The organism is Enterovibrio coralii, from assembly GCF_001559595.1.
Taxonomy (GTDB): Bacteria; Pseudomonadota; Gammaproteobacteria; order Enterobacterales; family Vibrionaceae; genus Enterovibrio; species Enterovibrio coralii.
The window spans coordinates 1-20,613 of sequence record NZ_LNTY01000004.1 but is presented as its reverse complement, the minus strand read 5'-3'; the positions used below and the strand labels follow the sequence as shown (position 1 = coordinate 20,613).

Below are 20,613 nucleotides of genomic sequence, written 5' to 3'. Positions count from 1 at the left end.
TTACTTCTCTCCCATTTTCAACATGCGGTAGGACTCTTGGAAATACGCCCCAAACTTAATCTGCCAATCTCTGTTAGTGACCTGACGCTGGAAATAGCGTTTGTACATGTCCCAATATTTAGGCTTTCTCCCAAAGAAAGAAGGTCTTACTAAATCATTGAACATGTGTTCGAGAGAATCCGGCGCAAGCTCTTCTAACAAACGTCCCAACGCGAGCTCCATGGCCTTTTCGACGCATTGTTGTTCATGCTCTCTTGGCGTTAAAAACTCGGCCAAAGAGGTGTGATTGTTTCCAATCGGTTCGAACACATCTTCAGCTTCAGCGGTGAAACTTGGGAAATAGTTATCGCTGTCACCATCCACAAATGGGTCATCCGAGAAATCCTGCATCAACTCATTAGGTGTGGTGTTTTTCTCAGGTGCAGGCGGTGCATCCTGGAACGGGTCATTCGCGTTGATGTCAGACGAAGAAAAGTCGAAATCAGATGAAAAATTGTCTTTCTGAGGCTGAACATTTTGCTGCGGTGCCGCGCCAAAAGGATTGGCTTGATGACCTGGATTGAATGCAGGTGCCGCTCTCGGTGGTTCTTGATAATCTGCGCGCGCTCCTTGGCTCGCGAACGGATCATCGCTGAACGGCGCGTTTTGCGCCCCCACCGCCTCTGGACGTTTCGCGGCCGTTGCTTGTTCTGGCACAAAGCAAGAGACCAACAGACGATATTGGCCAACATTCAACACATCGCCATCGCTTAGCGTTGTTTGATTGCCTTTTCCAAGCGGTTGCGGTGAGCCATTGATAAACAGACCATTGGTGCTGTTATCAACCACTTGATAACCTCGAGGTGACTTTTTGATCATGGCGTGCGTGCCTGAAATTTCACGGCTCGCATCACTTAGTTGCAATGTGGAGCCATAGGCACGACCTATTTCTCCACCCTCTTCAGGAAACTGTTTATTCCACTCAGAAACGGTCTCGCCTGCTGGCGAGCTAATTATTCTAATTGATAGCGGCATAGCTATTCCCATACATTTCTTGGCAGAAGAATTAAAAGCGTCTAAGAATTGCGGGTACTTTTCGGTAAAGGCACGAGAAAAATAAACACCCAGCGGATTGCTCTTTACACGCTTTCTTGAAATTGCTCGGTAGCTGACTCCAAGCTTTTTAATGGTTTCGTCAATGACAGCATCATTTGCCAAAATGGCGCCTACTTCGCCGTTTAACAGAAGCTCTAACAATGCATCTGCCGTTCTTGGTTTTCGCTCGACTTTGTAGCCCTGCTTATGAAGCCAAAACCACTTATTTGAGCCAAACAGGGCAGCAACTTCGATCAGTTCTTTGAACTTCTCACTTCCCACATCGGTTGCATCAGACAGGAAGATCCAACTCCAATTCTGTTGGTCCAACGGTTCAGAAAAAACAGCGTAGGTATCTCGAATGGCATTTTGAGAGGCCAAAAAGAACCCATGCTGGCTCCCTACTTCAACCATCAACTGCGCTTTGTCCCACTTTGTCATTGTCAGTTGATAGGGTTGTTGCAGGTCTTTCATCACACATTTCACGGCCTCAACGCCCGGCCCCTTCATCACACCTTGCTCTTTATACTGATAAGGGAACCACTCTTGCGTTGTCAGCAAGAGTCTCTCGGGGCCTACCGATGCATTCGAGAACGACGACAGCAGTAAACTTGTCGCGACTAAACCCGCTTTGAACAGAGATAGACATTGTTGTCGACGCTTATTGGCGCGCATTCATTATTTCTCCATACTCATGCCCTGAGCGCGGACGATGCTGCCATCATCGGCATAGACATCGCTGGCCATTTCCAAAAACGCCAAAGGCACAGGTTTTTTCAAGCGTTTTGCCTGACGAAAGCTGATAGAAATATCAGGCGGTGAAATCACACCAACAGGAAGATCACCTGCCCTCTCCCCGTCTCTTAAAATACGAATGCCATACAACGCGGCTTGGTGCGCGTTATTCACAAAACTGACCCCCACGGAAATCAACGCGCTGTCCTCACCGCCGTTTACCGCTTCAGGGACGACCGTCAACAACGGCAACTCTGAAGAGAGGGCATTGATCTCGTCCACCCTAGCCAAGAGGCTTGAGCTTCCTGTTAACCAAAGCAAAGACTGGGAAAGGTTGGCGTCTTGGGATTTCATGGCTTGTACTTCGCGTGCCATGACTTGCTCCAATGTTTTGTCTTCGATGTTTTCGTCGACTTCCAACCCAAGAACACGGATCCCTCTGCGTTCCGCTTCCTGCTTCAACGGTAAATACTGGGTAAGATATGCGCTGGCATTGGACCTGGCGTAGAGCACACCAATTTGAGAAAGATCGGGCATGTACCTCAGCAAGAAGCTGAGCGTGACGTTGGAAGGCAAGTTAAGAGAGGTATACGCAAAATTGGAGCCGGAGCCCTCGTAGTCATCTACCAGCCCAAGCAATACCGGGTCTTTGGCGTTAACCGATACAATGGGCAAGTCCCCTTCATACGCCTTGCTCACGGCCACTGTGGCTTTTGAGCCTACAGTGTAAAGAAGGTCTGCATTGCTATCAGCCAATTGGAGCAGAGCATCCAATTCGCCGTCACCACTAGGTAACTTCACGACGCTGAAGCTGACGCTATCGAACTCCTGCTTATAAACATTCAGCATGGTGCTCAGTGCGGTGTCATACGAGGTCGCCTTGCGGGATACGACTACCCAAATATTGGGGTTCTCGCGTTTTGGCATGATCTGCAAGACGCTTTGGTCACCGTTAAATCGCCAATCACTTTGCGCCGTTGTTTTGACCGTTTCACCCAACCATTCTGGCCACTCTTCTGCGTTTGTCGCAGAGATAAACAGTGTCGGTAATAGAAGCAATATCAGTCTTAACATCATGATTTTACCTCCGCCAGTTTTTCACCGTCGAGCAAAAACATCAGAGTGCCAAAGCACGCTAAACATGCTGCGAGCATGAAAAAGCCCGTTTCAATACCAAAGAACGAGATAAAGAAACCAACGAGGATTGCACCAGAAACGTGTCCAAATCGCTCAAGGAAGCGGTACGTTGCTGCTGCAGCACCCTCATCGGCTGAAGGAACATGGTTGATCACATGCGTCACGACTGGTGCGTTAATCAATCCATGTGCCGCACCCAGTATCAGCATCGACAGTGTAGAAAGAACAACCACGAGCGTGTCTGAAGTGCTTTGTAGCGCCAAGCCAATGATAACCAGTGACACCGCCGATAACATGTTGCCCGCGCAAAGAGAGAGCTTTGCATTACCACGCTTGTCGATAAGCGGAGCAACCTTGCCACTAACAAAGAGCACCGCAATGGCATAAGTCATTAGCACCTGACCAATGCTTTCGCTCGCAATGTTTCGTTCAGCGAGGACGAGCGGCGTGGCAAAGAAAACGACACCTGTCATCAGCATTTTTGCTGGCGCACCCACAAAAAAGAGTGCCCGTAAAAAGGCCGACTGAACCATGTAGCGTTTCGCATCCTGCCCCATGGTTTTAACGCCGTATTTCAACAGGCGGTATTTGGAGGAAGCATTCGGCAGGGTTTTGTTCCCCATCTGTTCTGGTAGCCACTGCGCGAAAACAAACATGCCGACACCAATGAGGGCCGATAACATAAAGATGCCATCAACACCGATCATATCCACCAGCAAAGCACCAAATGCAGCCCCAGCGATGAATCCAGCGTTAAAGCAGAACACGATAATGCCTGCCGCCTGCGTTTTGTTTTCTTGATTGCTATGGAACAGAATGTAATGTTGAACCGCTATAAAGATGGCCGCCTGACCCACACCCGACACAAATCGAGCGACAAGAATAATCGAAAGATGTTCGCTAAATATCAACGCGAGGCTACCAACTGCTGACAGCAAGATACCGCCGATCAGAATTTGGCGAGAATCCATAAAGTCAGCGAGTCTTGCCGCAGGCAACAAGGTCACCGTAAAACCAAGGAAATACAAAGAGAACAACAGCGATGCTGTCATCCCAGAGTAACCTGCTCCTGAAACCACCGTCTCGATAAACTCTGGCAGCATTGGCGCCATCAAAGACTCCATCAACACCGTCATCAAAAGGAGGGCTTTGATTTTGTCCAACACGTTTTCACGTCTTGGCTGTCGCTCTTCTCGGCTTAGTAGTTTCACAAACGCAAAACATACAAAGGCACAACCACCGAACAAAATCGCGAAGCTCTTAAGCACATGTAAGAGCTGCTCAAGTAGCACCTCTGGATGGAAGGAAATAGATGTGGTGTTGCCCAAGCTATTGGCACTTTCATATGTCGCCAACTGCGCGAGCCACTGGCTGTGTTCGCTATCTGCGCTGTGTGCGACTTGTGCGCCACCGACGGTCAACGTCAGCGATGCTACTTCTTCATTGGTTTGAATAAAATCAGCCAACATGTCATCCATGCCCATGACCAAAGCAGGATCGATCTCTTCTTGCATGATGGGGGCAATGCGATGGCTGATGATGTCGCTCATTGCTACCGCTTTGTTCTCCAAACTCTGTTTTAGCAGCACCGACACGAGTGCAATCACCAACAGCGTCATGGTTAAAAATACAACGGAGAAACTTTTGAGGTAACGCGAGCCACTTTGTTGAAGCGCAATACTCCACACAAAAAGCGCGATGAGGATAAGTGCCGCCCAAAGCATTACGCCGAAGCTGCTATCTACGCGACCTTTGATTGGGTCATCACTAAGAAGGATTTCCAACGAGCCCGCGACAGAGAATTTGTTGCTAAGCGGAATCGAAACCAGATTTCCTTCAATCACCATATTGGTGTAGCGATAAAGCTCCATTTCTCCAGAGGTCAGACGAATGTCCATCACCGATGGGTCCGTATCGGCGATGGGTGCAAGCAGAGCTTGCAGCCCCGCAATTTCATGGAGTGGCACACCTGAATTCAGAATTTGCTCTATGTTGAGCTTCGCAACTTCAGCCTGCGCCAGAATGGCTTCTCGCGTTTGAGCTTTGTAGCTTTTTAACGTCTGCGCATAGCCCACCACGACAATCAAAAACAGTGAAAGGCTGACGAGCAAAATGCCGAAAAAGATGCGGCTGTTTTTGATGTATTGACTCATGCTCTTCCCCCTTGTTGTGAAAGGGTGAACAGAGAGTCACTGAGGCAATGTGCCAGTGTTGTGGGGCGGTTGCGGTATAAGTACTGGAGTCGATTAAAAATGAGGGACTGAAGAAGTTCCTCGTACTGCATACCTTCCGCCGCCAGCCCAGCGGTAACCAGATTGATTTGATTGCCGCATGGTCTTTTCAGATCTGGCTTTGGGTTCGCCTCCAACACATACAAACGCCCATTGTTGTCCATGCGAAGGTCAACGCGAATCAGTGTTTGCAGGTTAAATGCGGTAAAGATCCGACTAACGATATCCGCAATATCAGCTTTTAGCGATTCGTCGAGCACTGGACGCGAGCGATCTGCCGTAATTGGTCTGACATCCATCGATGTGAAGATATGTTCACCTTCGTCCAATACACGCTGCGAGATAGAAAAGACGAAAGGCTGTTCTTGCTCTTCCAGTTGCGATTCTTTGTATAGCACGCGCCCACATACTGCAGCGACAAACTCAGCCCCAGACAGATAAGGCTCAATCAATACGACGTTATTGGTCGCAGACTGCACACGCTCTACCACTTCTTGCAGTTCACTGCGGTCAAAGACCGGATAAACGTGGATTGACGCTCTTCCGACGACTGGCTTAACGATATACCCTTCGCCAAATTCTTGGTCGATGTAATCCAACGCTCGCTGACAGGAGGCATCGTGTATCGTTCTGCCTTGATCAAGTGTGATAAACGGTGCTGTGGGAATACCCAAGGCAGAAAGCTCGTTTTTCAACATTAATTTGTTGTCGAGCAAACCCGCTGTCATCGGCGTGTGCCCAATATAAGGCACACCACACATTTCCATCATAGAAGGCAGATGGCACATCGAGTCATAGCCCTGTAAGCCACCACTATTGAGGAAAGCCATATCAACATTCTGCGATTTCAGTTGCTGAGGCAGGTGCATGCTTTCCTCTAAAACCTCCAATTGGTCAAATCCTTCTTGCGCCAACGTCGCCACGATATCTTCCGCGACAGTACGATACGTTTTTGTCGAACGAGGGCTCAAATTTTCATAAACATAGTTTTTCGAACAGCTTTTCTCACCGCCACAAATCACCGCGATTTTTACGCGTTTTTTAATCCAATCCATCTGCTCTGGATTAAACAGTGCAGCAACCATGCAATATCCTTTACTTCCTTGTTATTGTTATATTTGCCAGCCCGCACAACACATACGATGAGTGCGGGCTAGCGAGCCTTCACTGGCTTTGTTTACTTATTCGATGTGAAAACCGAATTGATTTCCTTCTGCGCTCACTTTAATGGCAGTAATTGGCTCACCTTCGCTCATGCGCGTAATACATTGGTTGGCCAACTCAGGCATCAAGGTACGGTTGATGATTTGCTCAATCGCTCGCGCACCTGTTTCTGGTGAGTTATTGCGTTGAACCAATTGCTCAATCACTTCGTCGTCATAGCTAAACGTCGCACCGTAGTGAGCGGTGACACGTTTCTCAATACGCTTAAGAGACAACTTCGCAATGGCTGCCATTTCTTCCTCATTAAGAGGGAAATAAGGCACAACGGTCGCACGCCCCAAGAACGCAGGTTTAAAGAACTTTTGAAGTTCTGGGAAAATGGTTTCTGTGACTTCTGGAATGCTTGGACGACCCTCCGCGCAAGCCGAAACCACTGCACTGTCCGCAGCGTTTGAGGTCATGATGATAATGGTGTTTCTGAAGTCTACTTCGCGGCCTTCACTGTCACTGATGGTCCCTTTATCGAAGATTTGATAGAAAAGGTCGTGAACGCCTGGGTGTGCTTTTTCCATTTCATCAAGCAGCAGCACTGAGTAAGGATTTTTACGCACAGCTTCAGTCAGTACACCGCCTTTGCCGTAGCCAACGTAGCCAGCGGGAGAACCCAACAACATCGACACTTTGTGCTCTTCTTTAAACTCCGTCATGTTGATGGTGGTAATGTTGTTTTCACCGCCGTATAGCAAGTCAGTCAACGCCAGCGCAGTTTCCGTCTTACCAACACCACTTGGACCACACATCAAGAAAACGCCAACAGGTTTTCTTGGATCGGTTAGGCCAGCACGCGACATACGAATGGCTTTTGAAATCTCGTCGATAGGCGCAACTTGTCCAATAACTCGCTGACCGATGTGCGCTTCAAGGTTCATCAATCGCTCAACTTCTTCTTTCACCATGTTGCCGACTGGAATACCCGTCCAAAGCGAAATGACTTCAGCAATTGTTTGTTGATTTACTTGCGGAAGCACCAAGGGTTGCTCGCCCTGAAGTTCACGAAGTGCAGACATCTTTTCGTCTAGCTCTTTGCGCTCAGGCAGCACAGTAATGTCTTCACCCGCAACGTACTTTTCATCCAAAGCGTCTTGCAAAGAAAGAATATCAGTCACGAGGGCTTTCTCTTCTTCCCACTGCTTTTCAAGTGCATCGTGTTCTTCTTTCAGCGACTCCAAGCGTGCCTCGGCAATCGCTAATTGCTCGTTTTCTACAGACCACAACGCTGATTCATGGCGAAGAGATGCAATTTCGTTGTTGGTATAACGGATCTGCTCAGCCAGCCCTTCAAGCTGCTGAGGCGTCGCGCTTTGACTGAGACCAATGCGCGAACAAGCCGTATCGAGTAGGCTGATTGCTTTATCTGGAAGCTTACGTTCAGGCAGGTAGCGAATTGACAGGGTCACTGCTGCATCAATCGCTTCTTGCATCACTTTCACGTTGTGGTGTTTCTCAAGGCTGTCTTTGACGCCACGAAGCATTTGAATAGCATCTTCCTGATTTGGCTCATCAACAGATACCACTTGGAATCGACGCGTCAAAGCCGCATCGGTTTCAAAGTACTGCTTGTACTCTGCCCACGTTGTTGCTGCCAAGGAGCGAAACTCACCTCGAGCCAGTGCGGGTTTCAAGATGTTAGCGGCATCGTTTTGACCTGCTGCACCACCTGCGCCAATAAGGGTATGCGCTTCATCGATAAACATGATGATTGGCGTCGGTGATTGTTTGATTTCATTGATGATGTCTTTCAGACGATTCTCAAACTCACCTTTAATGCTCGCACCCGCTTGCAGCAAAGACAGATCAAGGCTTCGGAGTTCAACGTTCGCCAAAGCAGGTGGAACATTGCCATCCACAATTTGCTGCGCAAGGCCTTCGACAATTGCCGTTTTACCTACGCCCGGATCACCCACCAGAATTGGGCTGTTTTGACGACGACGACAAAGAATATCGATTGATTTACGGATTTCACTAGAGCGACCAGAGATTGGGTCAAGCTTTCCGCTTCGCGCAGCTTCGGTGAGATTGTGCGTGTATTTATCAAGTGCCGCTGTACCCACATCACCTTCTGGTGCCATTGATGCACCCGATGCTGCAGCGTCTGACAACGTCCCTTTGGATGCCTCTTTCGCCTTACTTTTTAACCATTCTGACGAGAGGTTTTGTACCCAGGACGCCAGAGGGCCATTGTAGGCACTTTGTGCAATACGCTGCTGAAGCACCAACAGAAGATGGTATTCGTTAATGCTGGCTTGAGATTCATTCAATGAAGCCAATAGCCACGCGTCTTTTGTCAGCTCAATAAGTGCAGGAGAAAGTGATGGAGCCGCATCGTTACCGCGCGCGTAACCTGAAAGTTTTTGATCAAGTTGATCTAACAAGGTGTCTTTCGATGCGTTGCTTTGATTGACCGCTGCATGCCACCCAAGTGTCGAGTCTTTTAAAAGCTGAGAGAACCAGTGCTCCAGCTCAACGGCATAATGCGTGCGAGACATACAATCTCCCGCTGCCGATTCCAGTGACATTTTAAGTCCAGGCGCTAAACGCCTAACAAGATTTTGCAGTTCAATGTTGATCATAGTGAAATCCGTTATCCATTAAGTGGCATTTCGACAAATGTTTGCTTGTTGTCGTGCGTGGTGATCCAAGCCGACTGGCCCAACTGCTGCCCTTTTTCCTTTGTTTCCGCCAAATTCAATTTCGGCAAATATTGACCGTTGACCTTCATCAACAGACGAAACTTTAAATTGACCCCGATGTACTGCTTAACCATCTCATTAATCGATCGGATCAGGCGTTTGTCGCTTCGTATTGCCTGATAGGCCTGATAACTATCTGGCTTAATTTTTACGTCTAGCTTCTGCCCTGCCATTACCGCCGTCTTGCCCACCAGTGCGTCAAATCCCAAGCAACGGTTTCTGCCGCTGCCACCAATGCGCGTCAAGGCATCGGCAGTGATAGGCTGATAGGTCAACCCTGATCGCTCAACATCAAACGGATAACCGAAATAATCCTCAAGAATGAGGCGGAGCGTTTCGGGACAGCTAATTTTCAAGCCAACCAAGCCGGTGTACTGAACAAAGTGGCTATCTGGAATGGTGCTCTCTCTGGCTATTGCACCATGAAGATTGGAGAGCAAACGCGTAATGGATGGGCGATACTGGCTCCAGGAAAACGTTTCTTCTTCCCTTTGAGCAGGAATGTCATGTTTGATTTCTGATTGGCACAACAGCCTGTAATAGCGGTTGTTAAAGCTGTCGAAAAAGTCGAGCAATGCGTGGTTTTCTTCATGAAAAACCGCCTGCATGGCCTCTTTATACATGCCTCTTGGCATCACGCCTTTTGCACCCGACAACGCTTCTAGCGATGTCGTGACTTCCCACTCGTGCCCATAGCTATGCGTGACATTTACAACCGCGGATGGGTAATGCGCTGGCAGTTTCGCCGCTTTAAAGCGAATGTTAGGTCTGGCGTTTTGTGCTTGAGCATGGTGCTTGATGAGCTGCCAGCTGCGCTGCAATGATGCCAAATAGGGATGTTCAACCCAGTTGATCAGAGCAGATTTTTGCATCCTGACCTCCTTGGGAAAATCTTAAACACACCGTCATGCCCCTCAAGCGTGATCTCCACTTGAGTGAAACTATTGAAGCCGGCAAAACAGGCAAAAAAGCGATCTAGAAGATTAGAAAACAGCACCATGCCCCCTACCAAATCCGTTGGATTCAAAGTGACATGCACTTTTGTGCCATAGGCAAAACAACTCTTTCCAGACACACGGATAGGCGCGACAACCTGCTCGGTTTCTATGGAAACGAGGGAGTTGATGTAGGCATTAATCTGTTGGCTTTCGTGGTGGTTGTATAGTCGAAACAGGGATTTCAACTGAGCTACCGGATCCACCGCCCCAAAGATGGCGTGATAATTAAAGTGCAGATGAGACAGCAATACCCAGGTGCTGTTTTTCAAGTCTTTCTTAGGTGCGGGCTGAGTAGGACGGCGTGACAACACGGGTTCGCCAGGAATAGTGATGGTTTCACGGCACTGCAATTTGCTGTTCGTTGTCAGCTTGGCCGCGCGGCGACCATTGGTGCACAGCGCAGAAACGATCCAAACGCGAGGTTCACTGTCCGCACTTTCGTTTCGTGTGTCAGATACTTTGATGCGATATTCGCGGTTACCCGTTTCAAGCTCACGCTCCGCCAGTTGCCAACGATAGCCTGTTTTCGCGGCATGATATTTATCGCTATACAGCTCAGGCACTTGTGTGACGCTTTGTTCATCTACATCTTCTATCTTTTCTACAGAAAACAACGACAAGGCATCTGGTCTACTGGCATCCAGAATCAGTGGATAAGAAGACTGTGAGAAGTCGATGCGCGTAGGCTCTGCTGTGATGGTTTGAAGGTTCACAACAGGCGTACAATGCAGTTCAAAATTATCGGTGGAAAGTGCTCGTGCCACGTCAACAGCAATGTCTTCAATGAACACATTTATCGTGACTTCATGAGCATTAACCTGTTTGAGTGCGTCCCCAAAATTAAATCGAATAGCATGAAAACGCTCAGGGAAGACGAAAAATTCGGTCAGTAGTTTGAAGCCAAAGAAGCTACTCGCAAGGTACGGTAGTGTTGACTGCTCATTGTCGAAGCCTACAACCTCAAGGCAATCTTCACCTAGCACCGCTTCTCCACCCGGCCATGACAACACCACTTGATCGATGCCGGCCATCAGCATGTCATGGAATCGCAGCATCAGGTTTGGGTCTCCCTGTAACTGCATGTCCAAATGCGGAATTCTCAATGTGGAAAAATCGATGCCTTCATCAAACGCTGACAAGGTAAAGCTGACCATCGCTTTTGACTGCTCCGCGCCGCGCGGCTTTTTGACGATATCAAAAGGTGCCATTGCCACATCAAAATCACTCAATGCGATAGGGTTCAACGTCAGAGCTTGAGTGGTTCGAAATACGGCTTCCGCTCCAGATTCTCCGGTTACATCGAACTCCGTATGCCTTGGCAACGTATGTTGCGCGGAGGCGTCATCGCCAACATCAACCCGAAGAATGCTGAATGACGCACAGGCCTTAAATAGTGAGGGAAAAGAAGCCTTAGCAGGCTTTCAGTGAACTCTGGGTAAGTGTCATCCAAGCGTTTTTGCAGCTTACCGTTAAGCAGCGCAACACTTTCAATTAACCTTGCTACTTGAGGATCATCAACCGTTTCTTTGTTTAACCCTAGTGCAGTAGCGGCACCAGGATGGCGCTGTGAGAAAGCCGCCGCTTCTTCACGGATAAAACGCAGTTCTTGTTCAAAATAGGCAAGCAACGAGTCAGACAAGATTGGTCTTCCTTACATCCAGTTTGCTAGTGCTAAAGTCGAGGAATGAATCGAATACAACGGTTTCATCGCCATAATCCGTGTGCATTACCGCTGTGATTCGAAACTCTAATTGATTGTTGTTAGTGGTTTCCTCGTTAACTTCAAGCTCTACGGCCGACAGCCTAGGCTCAAAGGTTTTAATCAGTTGTCGGATTTCTTCACCGACCACTTCGCTGTTGGCTTTACTTTGGGATCGTGCTAGGTTTTGAATCCCCATGGTGACGATGGTACCACCAAGATTTGAGGCATCTTCGCTCCCAACCCAAATGGGTGCGCGCCCTGAGATCAACGACGCAATAAGGGTGGTAATGTCTTCGCGTACATCATCCAAATCATCGCGCCATTGCTCTTTTAATTTCATTGTCAAACTCATGCAGCCTCCCCAACTTCATTCGCGCTAACGGCAGTTGAAAGCACGATCTGCGCATCGAGGATTTCGTACTGGTACTGCGGCTGAAGTTTGATTTCACAGAGATAACGGGTCACGTCTGTAACGTCTTCCGTCAAGGTAATGTCGCAAGACTTCAAGGGGTAGCGTGCCATTACAGCATCATCGCCATAATCAACGGCACTGATGTACTTATTAATCCAGCGTTCAAGGCTTCGTTTACAATCTGCAGCACTGTCAAAGCTGCCCACTTGATCACGCAGTTGCGCTTTGATGTAGTGCCCAAAACGGCACGCCATTAAGTTGGTCTGCAACATGCCAAGAAGCCGGCTAGCTTCATCCGGTGCACGCCAAACGGATTGGTTGGAGAAAAAGCCCTTTTGACCGCTCAAATAAAGGCTGGTCAATGAGACAAACCCTTGCTCGGACCAAAATCCATCTTCTTCACTGAATAGGTCCACTCTTGCATGCAAATCATCATTTTCGAGCACGATAGCCCCGTGGCTTGCCGTCTCGTCATATGCACGCATAAAGCCAAACCAGCTTATGCGGTCGAACTCTCTGAGTACGTTAGATGCAAGAAGATAAGCGGGGTTTCCCCATAACACAGGATCACTTATCGGGTGCTCGTTAAACACGAAGCCTGCTGGGTAGTGCATCCAAGGCATTCTTTGACTGAATTCGGGAAGGACAAGATGAAGAAAACGACTTGAGGCATTTTTTCTCAGCAATTGCCAAGAACGATAATCATCGCTATCTAAAATACGGGCGATTCTTGCGTTGTCGTGCATTTGTCGCTCAGGTTCATCACCGAAAAAGAAAGGATCAACACCAAGCACCATTGGACAAAGCGCACGTTCTCCAACTTCGGAGAGCAATTGCAGGGTATAAAGATCGTCGTAATCGCTGTCTTCACTAAAATCTGGGTGCACGCGATGGTCGACAACCATGAGCCCAAAGGGCTGACCACCAGCAGTATCAAGTTCTTGAGAATAGGTTTTTCGATACAGCACAGATTGCGTGACGCTGAAAGATAAGCTCACGTCATTAGCGACTTCTTTCCACGTCGCATCGAGGAGTTTGATGCGGATACGACGCATCGAAATAGGCAATTCAGTTAAAGACTGGAGGCCGCACCAACTCGATTCGAGCTTTTTAAATTCGGGAGCCTGGATAACAGCAGAGAGCTGTTCGCTGATCTTTTCATCCAGTGCATCGATCAACTTACTTAATATCGCTTTAAACTGCCCGACGTTGTTCGAGCGTGAAGAATCCAGCAGAGCCCGCCAGTGCTCGCTGGTTCCGAAAGGTGTTGCTGAGTTTGGGCTATACATCATAGGCGGCAGTCCAAGTCCTGTGCAGGGGCAAGGTGCCCCCGCAAAGGATTAACCTGGAATGTTGGCAACCATCCGCAAGGAGGTCGTCAACTCTTCCATTTGCAGCCAAGGGCGCAGATATGCAACCGCTGAATACGCGCCAGGCTTACCCGCTTGCTCTTGTACCGTTACTTTGGCCTCAACCAAAGGATGGCGAGCTTTCGCTTCGTTGCCGAGTGCATTTGGATTAACGTACTGGTGAATCCAAGTATTCAGATCGCGTTCCACATCAGACGCTTCGAGGTGTGAACCAATCTTGTCACGGCCCATCACTTTCAGGTAGTGCGCAATGCGGCTGCTTGCCATTGTGTATGGCAGACGAGCGGAAATTGCAGCATTCGCTGTTGCATCTGGGTCAGTGTACGTTTTTGGTTTATGCGCAGTCTGGCCGCCCATGAACACGCCGTAGTTGGTGTTCTTGTAGTGAACCAATGGCAAGAAGCCTAAGTCGCTCAGCTCTTTCTCACGCTCGTCCGTCAGGTTAACTTCTGTTGGACATTGCTGGAGAAGATCGCCCGCGTCGTTCTTGTATGTAAAGTTAGGAAGGTTCTCAACTTTACCGCCATTGTCATTACCACGAATAGCTGTACACCAGCCAAATTGGCGATAAGCGTTGGTCAGGTTCAAACCATAATCGTACGCAGCATTGCTCCACACGAAATCATCTTCAGACTCTGGTACTGCTGAACCGTCTGCACCCGCTTTAAGCTCTTCAAATGCAAAAGACTTCACTGGGATGGTATTTGCACCATATGGCAAACGCGCCAGTGTTTTAGGCAGAGTCAGCGCAACGTAACGGCTGTCATCGCTCGCGCGGAATGCGTTCCAGCTTGCGTAAGCTGGAGAATCAAAGCCTGCTGCGACTGGCTTACCTTCTTGGAAGGTTTGGAACGAATCAAAGTCAAACATGCTTGCATTCGCTGCCGCGACGAAAGGCGCGTGAGATGCTGACGCCACTTCACCCATGTAGCGAAGCAATGCAACGTCTTCATCACCGTAGCCAAAGTCATAATCACCAATCAGCGCACCGTAAGGTTGACCACCTGCAGTGCCAAACTCTTCTTGGTAAACCATGGTGAAGAAGCGGCTACGGTCGATAGCTGGCGCGTCTTCAAACTGCTCCAGAAGCTCATCTTTGGTGTAATCTGCCAGCTTGATTTTCAAATCTGGACCAAGGTCGCTGTTTTTAACTAGCTTTTGCAGACCCAACCAAGTGCCTTCCAGCTTTTGGAAGTCTTTGTTTTTCATCACAGTGCCAAGCTGTTCTGAAATTTTTTCATCGATTGCAATAATCGCTTTCTCGATGGTCAACGTGAGGTTTTTATCCCACGTTACTGTTCCATCAAGAACCTGTGAGGTCAGGTTTGAAAGCAGCTCTTTTGTCGTATCAGGCGGCGTTTGAGTCGTAGCGGTAATGGCGCGTTCAAGGAAACTTGCCTGACCTTCTGCTGCTTCTGCTCCGGCTTGGCCGGCTTGTTGTTCAGTAGACATTACTCATCTCCTTCCTTTTTCACACCCAGCTCGTCTGCCAATCCTTGGATGGCGTCAGTGCTCTGAAGAACTTCTTTCAGCAGGCGTTCGAGATCACGAGAGCGGTCGGCTTTGCTAAGCAGATCTTTCAGCTGGTTACGGGTTTCCACCAACTGCTTCAATGGATCGATCTGCTCAACCAGACTCTCTGGATGGAAGTCACGCATAGATTGGAAGCTAAGGTTCACTTCAAATTGGCTATCATCGTCTGCCAACTTGTTGTCAACTTTGTAGCTGAGTTGAGGATGGATTTGCGTCATTACGGAATCAAAGTTGTCCTTGTCGATCCCTGTAAATTCACGCTCTTCCAAATCTACTTTATCTGAGTCAGGTTTGTGACCGGAGAAGTCACCAATGACACCAACCACGAAAGGCAGTTCCTTGGTTTCCACGGCCCCATTTGTTTCCACATCATAAGTAATACTGACTCGGTTCTTACTTACCCGTTTATGTTGTGCATTCAGTGCCATAACACAATTCCATTTTAAAATTTACGTCACTAAGAAAAAGCGCCGACTACATAAACAGGCGCTTACAAATTACTTAGCACCTGACAGGAGTTTGCCTTGAGGGATGTTGTAGGTAACGATACCGCCATCCTTCATTTCGCCGTCTTCGAGCTCGTAGTTGTGCTTCTGAGAGATCTCAATGTATGACAGAGAGATCTTCTCAATTGGCTGAGAACCGTCACTTCCTTCAACGTTGTAAGAAACCAAACGTGCGTTAGACAGTTTGATTTGGAAGTAAACGATAGCGCCCTGACCACCCGACTCTGGCTTGGTAAACGCAATCTCCACCATTTTTCCTTCTTTGCCTGGGCTAAACAGGAATGAAAGCAGATCTTCAGATGCACCATCAGCTTGCTTGGTAAAGTTCACTTCAGTGATAGCAACCATGCCTGAGTCAGCGTTGTTCGCGTTACCAATGTCCATAGCAACGTTACGTACACCGCCCCACTTGTATGAGCTGATTGCGAACCAACCCGTTCCTTCGAGTCCTTCGATTGTCGCGCCGCCTTTAACATCAACGCCGTCAATGCGCATGTAGATACTTGCCATAATTTCCCCTTTTTATTTAAACGTGTTCCTTCGCTACCAGCGCAAACCAGTTGAACCGGATGAAGTTTTGTTAGTGCTTTCCTGTGGTTTTGCCTTCGGCTCAGAAGCAGCCTGCTGCTCCTGTGCTGAATTTGAGGTGGATTGAGTTGTAGAGGTACCTGATGCGCTTGAGGGTAGCGATACCTGTTCTTCGTTGTCTAACCCAATCAGATTGAAGATTTTGTCCTGTTCATTCTTCCTATCGGACATCAATTCCGTCATCAGTTCTGGAAGTGACATATAGCCCCAGCGAATAGCTTTCTCGAGTAAGAAAGAAACCGGACTATGCGGCTCACTCACGCGAAAATATTCTGAGAGTTCACGGAGTTGAGCGAATGCCTTATCCCTATTCATACTGTTTGTCCTCGCAGCATCTGAAAAATTGGCGGACTGCGAAACCGACACGGAAATGTTGTCTTGAGCCATCACTTCTACCGCCGTGTTTTGTGGCACATCAGTAGGTGAATCGATGGAAGAAGTTTCTGGTGTAGGTGCTGTGGCTGCTGCCTGCTCTTTGGTGGGTTTAAGTCCGGTGAGGAACAAAAGTGCCGTTTGCACTTTGGCAATGAGTGACAGAGCAAAGGTAAAGTTCACACCTTTTACTTGAAGTGGGACAGTGAGTTTATTCACACTCTCAGAGACTGAAACAAGCTGGGACGAGAGTCTGTCTAAATTGTCGATGCGTTGTTGAACATCAGCTTTCTGAGAGGACAGCATCTGCATTGCATCTTGGCGCAGTGTGTTGACTGTCCCTTTGTTCTCCGCGCTTCTGAATTGGAAAAAGGTGATGTCGCCGACCAATGGCAGCATGAGAAGTGGCGCATATATTAAACTGCTGTCTTCACTGTCACCACATATCTGGAAGAATGCTTTGACCTTGGCTTCGTATTGCTGCCTTCTAAGCTCATCGCCTTCACCTGAAAGCTTTTCTTCTGGCAATACTGGGTTTAACGCATCGAATTGGTCATCGACCAAGGTGTTCAACCACTCAATGAGATTAGCTGCACCATTCACTGATTGGTCGACAATAAGCTGAACCGCTAGCATCCAGCCGATTAGTTCGATGTCCCTACTATCGCTTTCAAATGTCTTCTTCAGCGTTGAACCAAGCTGGCTCCATGCCTGATGGTTTTCCTCAAACAGAACCTCAAGTCCGATTCATCAGGATTTTGTGCGAGCTTTCTTAGGGCGGTTTGAGCAACGTTGAACTCATTCCTTAGTGGCCTAAAGGTAGCACGATCGTTCTTTAAGTATTTGCCGCAAGGCAATTCATCTGAAATGGGGGAGGAAAGTGAAAGTTTTACATCTTCCGTGAATACCATACTTGTGCAGTTTCCCTGTAATGTTGCGACATCCTTTCACAACAAAAAGTGAGTTTTTTTTATAATGATCAACCGAACCAGACGCTTGTAAACACTTAGTAAGCAAAGGGTTTTATTCTTTTCTTTCACGTAATTACGTGCATATCCTTTGCTCACAGACTTAGTACATCTCAATTCGGTTTAAAACGCTTCAAAACAAACAAAAACGTCTTAATTTTGTATCACAAAAATGAGATTTATCCAAATATTTAAACATCAGTATCATTTATGTTACATTATTTGATGTCACCGATCACATCTGAGCTCTTTCAATGTCAAAAGATCCTTCAATAGGTTCTTTCGGTGTTTCGCTTGAAATGATCTGCTCTTACTATGAAAAGCAAACATAAGTGTTGTTTCGTGGGTAAGACGCGCTGTCGATTACTTCAATGTAAACAAACAATAAAGTTCGAGTACTTAGGTGTTGTCGTGCTCGTTTGTCAGCACAAAACGGTAGATTGAAAAGGGATATTTCTACATGATAAAAGTTCTAGAGCAGGGAAAGATTACAAAGCCGCTGGATGAAGCAAGAAAGATTTTGGTTGTCCCGCAAGTATGCGGGTTTTTGTTTTGAGCCCAACAAGTTTCCAGACCAAACAAAAACTGTACTGTCTACGACAGGTGTTGGCCCTTGTCACTGCCTGATCATTGTAGAAGACCACTCTGACAGTGTTGTTCTTTGCCACCTAGACGAGAGTTACACAAAAAAGGCCTACGAATACACCACCCGTCTTTTGGAAATATTGAAAGAAGGCAGTGGCGTTCAAAACCCTAAATTCAGTTTATCTCTCGCCACCAGTAGCCCAATCAAAGACACTAAATTGCGCGCTACGAATGTGCTCAAAGCCGCACAAGATTTCTGTAAAAGCGATCTGATGGAAGCACCATTAACTCACACTGTTTGTGGCCAAACTGACCATGCGTTTACCGTAGGCGATCCAACAACAACGCACTACATTGGTGATCTTGACCAAAACAAATACTTCGACAAAAGTGATGGTGTTCCAGGTTGGTCAACCTGGCAGCGTATAGGCGGCATGAGCCCGGGTTTGACAGGGAGACGTATTCGTCTCCTCACCAACCTCAACGTAGCTCCAAAGCACTTTGTTAAGCCAGTTTAAAAACAGCAATATACGAAGACGAAAAAGCCCGCTTGATGAGCGGGCTTTTTGATATTTGTTCGAGAAGAAATTTTCATTAGCGTGATTTTTGCGATCGCTTCGCTCGTTTGAATCCTTGCTAGGCTTCCTCACCTTATCCTTTCGAGTCGTATAAATGCAAAAAGTCCGCTGATTTCTCAGCGGCCTTTTCTAATTTGGCTGAGGGATGGGGATTTACTCGGTCGTTTCACTCCCTTGCCCTTTAGGCCGTTGCTTTTCTGCTTCGCCGGGCAACGTTGTCTCGCTTCGCTCGGCTGAACCTAGGGTCTAGGGTTCTGCATCCCTATCTCCGAAGGTCTATTTCAAATACGAAAAAGCCCGCTCAGTGAGCGGGCTTAATCTAATTTGGCGGAGGGATAGGGATTTGAACCCTAGATACGCTATTAACGTATGCCGGTTTTCAAGACCGGTGCTTTCAACCACTCAGCCATCCCTCCGAAGAGACACGCATACTACTGGTCATTCTTGGCGGTGTAAATAGGAAATTCAGCCTCAAGCGTTCAACTGGTTAATTTGCAACCAAACAATAGCGTAACTCGTTTGCTGTTCGTTGCCATGCGCAGGTTAAATCCGTCGCAAAGAACATATCAGATGCTTTTTTGAGCAGATTTCTTTGCTATTTCTTATAGTTGAATTGGAAATCACCACTGAGGATAAAAAGTGGTGTCGATAAACAACGAGATTCAAAAGGATTTATGTCTTTCAAATTTATCGATCTTTTCGCAGGGATTGGCGGTATACGGTTAGGGTTTGAATCGCAAGGTGGCACATGCGTGTTTTCCTCTGAATGGGACAAGTATGCGCAAAGAACCTACGAAGCAAACTTTGGAGAAAAACCTCACGGCGATATCACCAGCATTGATCCCCATTCTATTCCCGATCACGATGTGCTGCTGGGTGGTTTTCCGTGCCAGGCATTTAGCATCATAGGGAAAATGCAGGGCTTCGAAGACACTAGAGGCACTCTCTTTTTCAGTATCGCTGAAATTCTAAGAGCCAAAAAGCCTAAAGCCTTTATGCTTGAAAACGTTAAGCAATTGAAATCTCATGATAATGGCAACACGTTTAAAGTGATTCTGAAGACACTTGAAGGGCTGGGCTATCATGTCCATCACACTGTTTTAAATGCCCTTGATTTCGGTGTTCCTCAAAAGCGGGAACGCACCTTTATCGTTGGCTTTAGAGATGATGCTAAGGCATTCCGTTTCCCAAAAGGCAAACGGTCTTTCTCTCTTGCCTCCATCTTGGAGGAGGATAGCGATGTCGACAAAGGTTATTTCGTCACAGATGCAATCCGAAGAAGCCGGATTAAACACTTAAAAAAGCACGCGCCTTTCCCCAGCATCTGGCATCAAAATGTCTCAGGCAACATCTCACCCCTTCCCTACTCATGTGCTCTGCGAGCAGGTGCTTCATACAATTATTTGTTGGTTAACGGCATTCGTCGGCCAACAGAGCGAGAGTTACTGAGGCTTCAAGGGTTTCCAGAGTCATTCAAGATAGTTGTGTCCTACGCACAACTTAGAAGGCAAGCTGGGAATAGCGTGGCAGTCCCTGTGGTCGCCGCCGTTGCTAAACAGGTCGTTATGGCTCTGAACGGGAAAGAGTCAACGCAGAAGATAGCGAGAAAAGACCACAAAGCGGCTTAGGAAATTTGGCTTTTCTGCCTCAGAAGACACAAAAGAAGCCCCGCTATTTCTAGCGAGGCTTCGTTGTGTTGGCGGAACGGCCGGGGTCGCGCTCGACTGGGACTCAACGCGCCGGGCTTCCGAACGTGACCAAAGTGCGAAGCACTTTCGGGGGCGCGTATAAGAAAAAAGCCCGACGCTTTCGCATCGGGCTTAAATCGTTGGCGGAACGGCCGGGCTGGCGCACCAGCGGGACTCAAGCCGGAGGCTAGTGAGAGTCCCAATACCAAATTCTATGCATAC

General features: G+C 47.8%; 14 protein-coding genes, 1 tRNA gene, 1 other RNA gene and 2 pseudogenes. 2 read left to right on the top strand and 16 right to left on the bottom strand.

The window, feature by feature from the left end:
* The 14 genes and pseudogenes from ATN88_RS26335 to ATN88_RS00185 form a co-directional block, all read right to left on the bottom strand.
* Positions 1–1,014 carry a type VI secretion system-associated FHA domain protein gene (locus tag ATN88_RS26335; protein ID WP_232312655.1) on the bottom strand — a complete coding sequence of 338 codons (1,014 nt, stop codon included), beginning with the start codon at positions 1,012–1,014 and terminating at the stop codon, positions 1–3.
* A gap of 12 nt (positions 1,015–1,026) precedes the next feature.
* Positions 1,027–1,713 (bottom strand): annotated as a pseudogene (locus tag ATN88_RS26330) (ABC transporter substrate-binding protein); the annotation flags it as partial.
* 39 nt (positions 1,714–1,752) lie between these two features.
* Positions 1,753–2,883, bottom strand: a complete 1,131-nt coding sequence (locus tag ATN88_RS00240; protein WP_067409924.1) for an ABC transporter substrate binding protein — start codon at positions 2,881–2,883, stop codon at positions 1,753–1,755.
* A complete protein-coding gene (locus ATN88_RS00235; RefSeq protein ID WP_067409753.1) occupies positions 2,883–5,099 on the bottom strand; it encodes an MFS transporter in 2,217 nt (738 codons plus the stop codon). The genes ATN88_RS00240 and ATN88_RS00235 overlap by 1 nt, the downstream gene beginning before the upstream one ends.
* The gene (locus ATN88_RS00230; protein WP_067409750.1) at positions 5,096–6,262 is read right to left on the bottom strand and encodes an ATP-grasp domain-containing protein; all 1,167 of its coding nucleotides are present in this window, start codon (positions 6,260–6,262) and stop codon (positions 5,096–5,098) included. Before ATN88_RS00230 ends, ATN88_RS00235 begins: the two co-directional genes overlap by 4 nt.
* Before the next feature lie 96 nt (positions 6,263–6,358).
* Entirely contained in the window at positions 6,359–8,971 is a 2,613-nt protein-coding gene (tssH, locus tag ATN88_RS00225; RefSeq protein WP_067409747.1) for a type VI secretion system ATPase TssH, read from the bottom strand.
* Positions 8,972–8,982: 11 nt separating this feature from the next.
* Positions 8,983–9,963, bottom strand: a complete 981-nt coding sequence (locus tag ATN88_RS00220) for a type VI secretion system baseplate subunit TssG (protein ID WP_067409745.1) — start codon at positions 9,961–9,963, stop codon at positions 8,983–8,985.
* Positions 9,945–11,716: pseudogene (tssF, locus tag ATN88_RS00215) on the bottom strand (type VI secretion system baseplate subunit TssF). Before tssF ends, ATN88_RS00220 begins: the two are co-directional and overlap by 19 nt.
* A 4-nt stretch (positions 11,717–11,720) precedes the next feature.
* Positions 11,721–12,143 (bottom strand): type VI secretion system baseplate subunit TssE, encoded by a 423-nt coding sequence (tssE, locus tag ATN88_RS00210; RefSeq protein ID WP_067409743.1) that lies wholly within the window; start codon positions 12,141–12,143, stop codon positions 11,721–11,723.
* Positions 12,140–13,492 (bottom strand): type VI secretion system contractile sheath domain-containing protein, encoded by a 1,353-nt coding sequence (locus ATN88_RS00205; protein ID WP_067409922.1) that lies wholly within the window; start codon positions 13,490–13,492, stop codon positions 12,140–12,142. Before ATN88_RS00205 ends, tssE begins: the two co-directional genes overlap by 4 nt.
* A 51-nt stretch (positions 13,493–13,543) precedes the next feature.
* Positions 13,544–15,025: a type VI secretion system contractile sheath large subunit gene (gene tssC, locus ATN88_RS00200; protein WP_067409740.1), complete on the bottom strand. Its 1,482-nt coding sequence runs from the start codon at positions 15,023–15,025 to the stop codon at positions 13,544–13,546.
* Complete coding sequence (gene tssB, locus ATN88_RS00195) at positions 15,025–15,534, bottom strand: type VI secretion system contractile sheath small subunit (protein WP_067409737.1); 510 nt, start codon at positions 15,532–15,534, stop codon at positions 15,025–15,027. The genes tssC and tssB overlap by 1 nt, the downstream gene beginning before the upstream one ends.
* Positions 15,535–15,603: 69 nt before the next feature.
* Positions 15,604–16,122 carry an Hcp family type VI secretion system effector gene (locus tag ATN88_RS00190; RefSeq protein ID WP_067409734.1) on the bottom strand — a complete coding sequence of 173 codons (519 nt, stop codon included), beginning with the start codon at positions 16,120–16,122 and terminating at the stop codon, positions 15,604–15,606.
* Between the two features lie 33 nt (positions 16,123–16,155).
* On the bottom strand, positions 16,156–17,208 hold the full coding sequence (locus ATN88_RS00185; RefSeq protein ID WP_067409732.1) for a type VI secretion system protein TssA: 1,053 nt from the start codon (positions 17,206–17,208) through the stop codon (positions 16,156–16,158).
* Between the two features lie 835 nt (positions 17,209–18,043).
* Here ATN88_RS00185 and ATN88_RS00175 point away from each other — a divergent pair.
* Positions 18,044–18,643 carry a hypothetical protein gene (locus ATN88_RS00175; protein ID WP_067409728.1) on the top strand — a complete coding sequence of 200 codons (600 nt, stop codon included), beginning with the start codon at positions 18,044–18,046 and terminating at the stop codon, positions 18,641–18,643.
* A 195-nt stretch (positions 18,644–18,838) separates the two neighbouring features.
* On the opposite strand, the gene ATN88_RS00170 is transcribed toward ATN88_RS00175, so the two are convergent.
* Both ATN88_RS00170 and ATN88_RS00165 read right to left on the bottom strand, forming a co-directional pair.
* Positions 18,839–18,984, bottom strand: a non-coding RNA gene (locus tag ATN88_RS00170) — RtT sRNA.
* A 44-nt stretch (positions 18,985–19,028) separates the two neighbouring features.
* Positions 19,029–19,119: transfer RNA gene (locus ATN88_RS00165), tRNA-Ser, on the bottom strand.
* A 258-nt stretch (positions 19,120–19,377) separates the two neighbouring features.
* Here ATN88_RS00165 and dcm point away from each other — a divergent pair.
* Complete coding sequence (gene dcm, locus ATN88_RS00160) at positions 19,378–20,331, top strand: DNA cytosine methyltransferase (RefSeq protein WP_067409725.1); 954 nt, start codon at positions 19,378–19,380, stop codon at positions 20,329–20,331.
* The last annotated feature ends 282 nt before the right edge of the window (positions 20,332–20,613 follow it).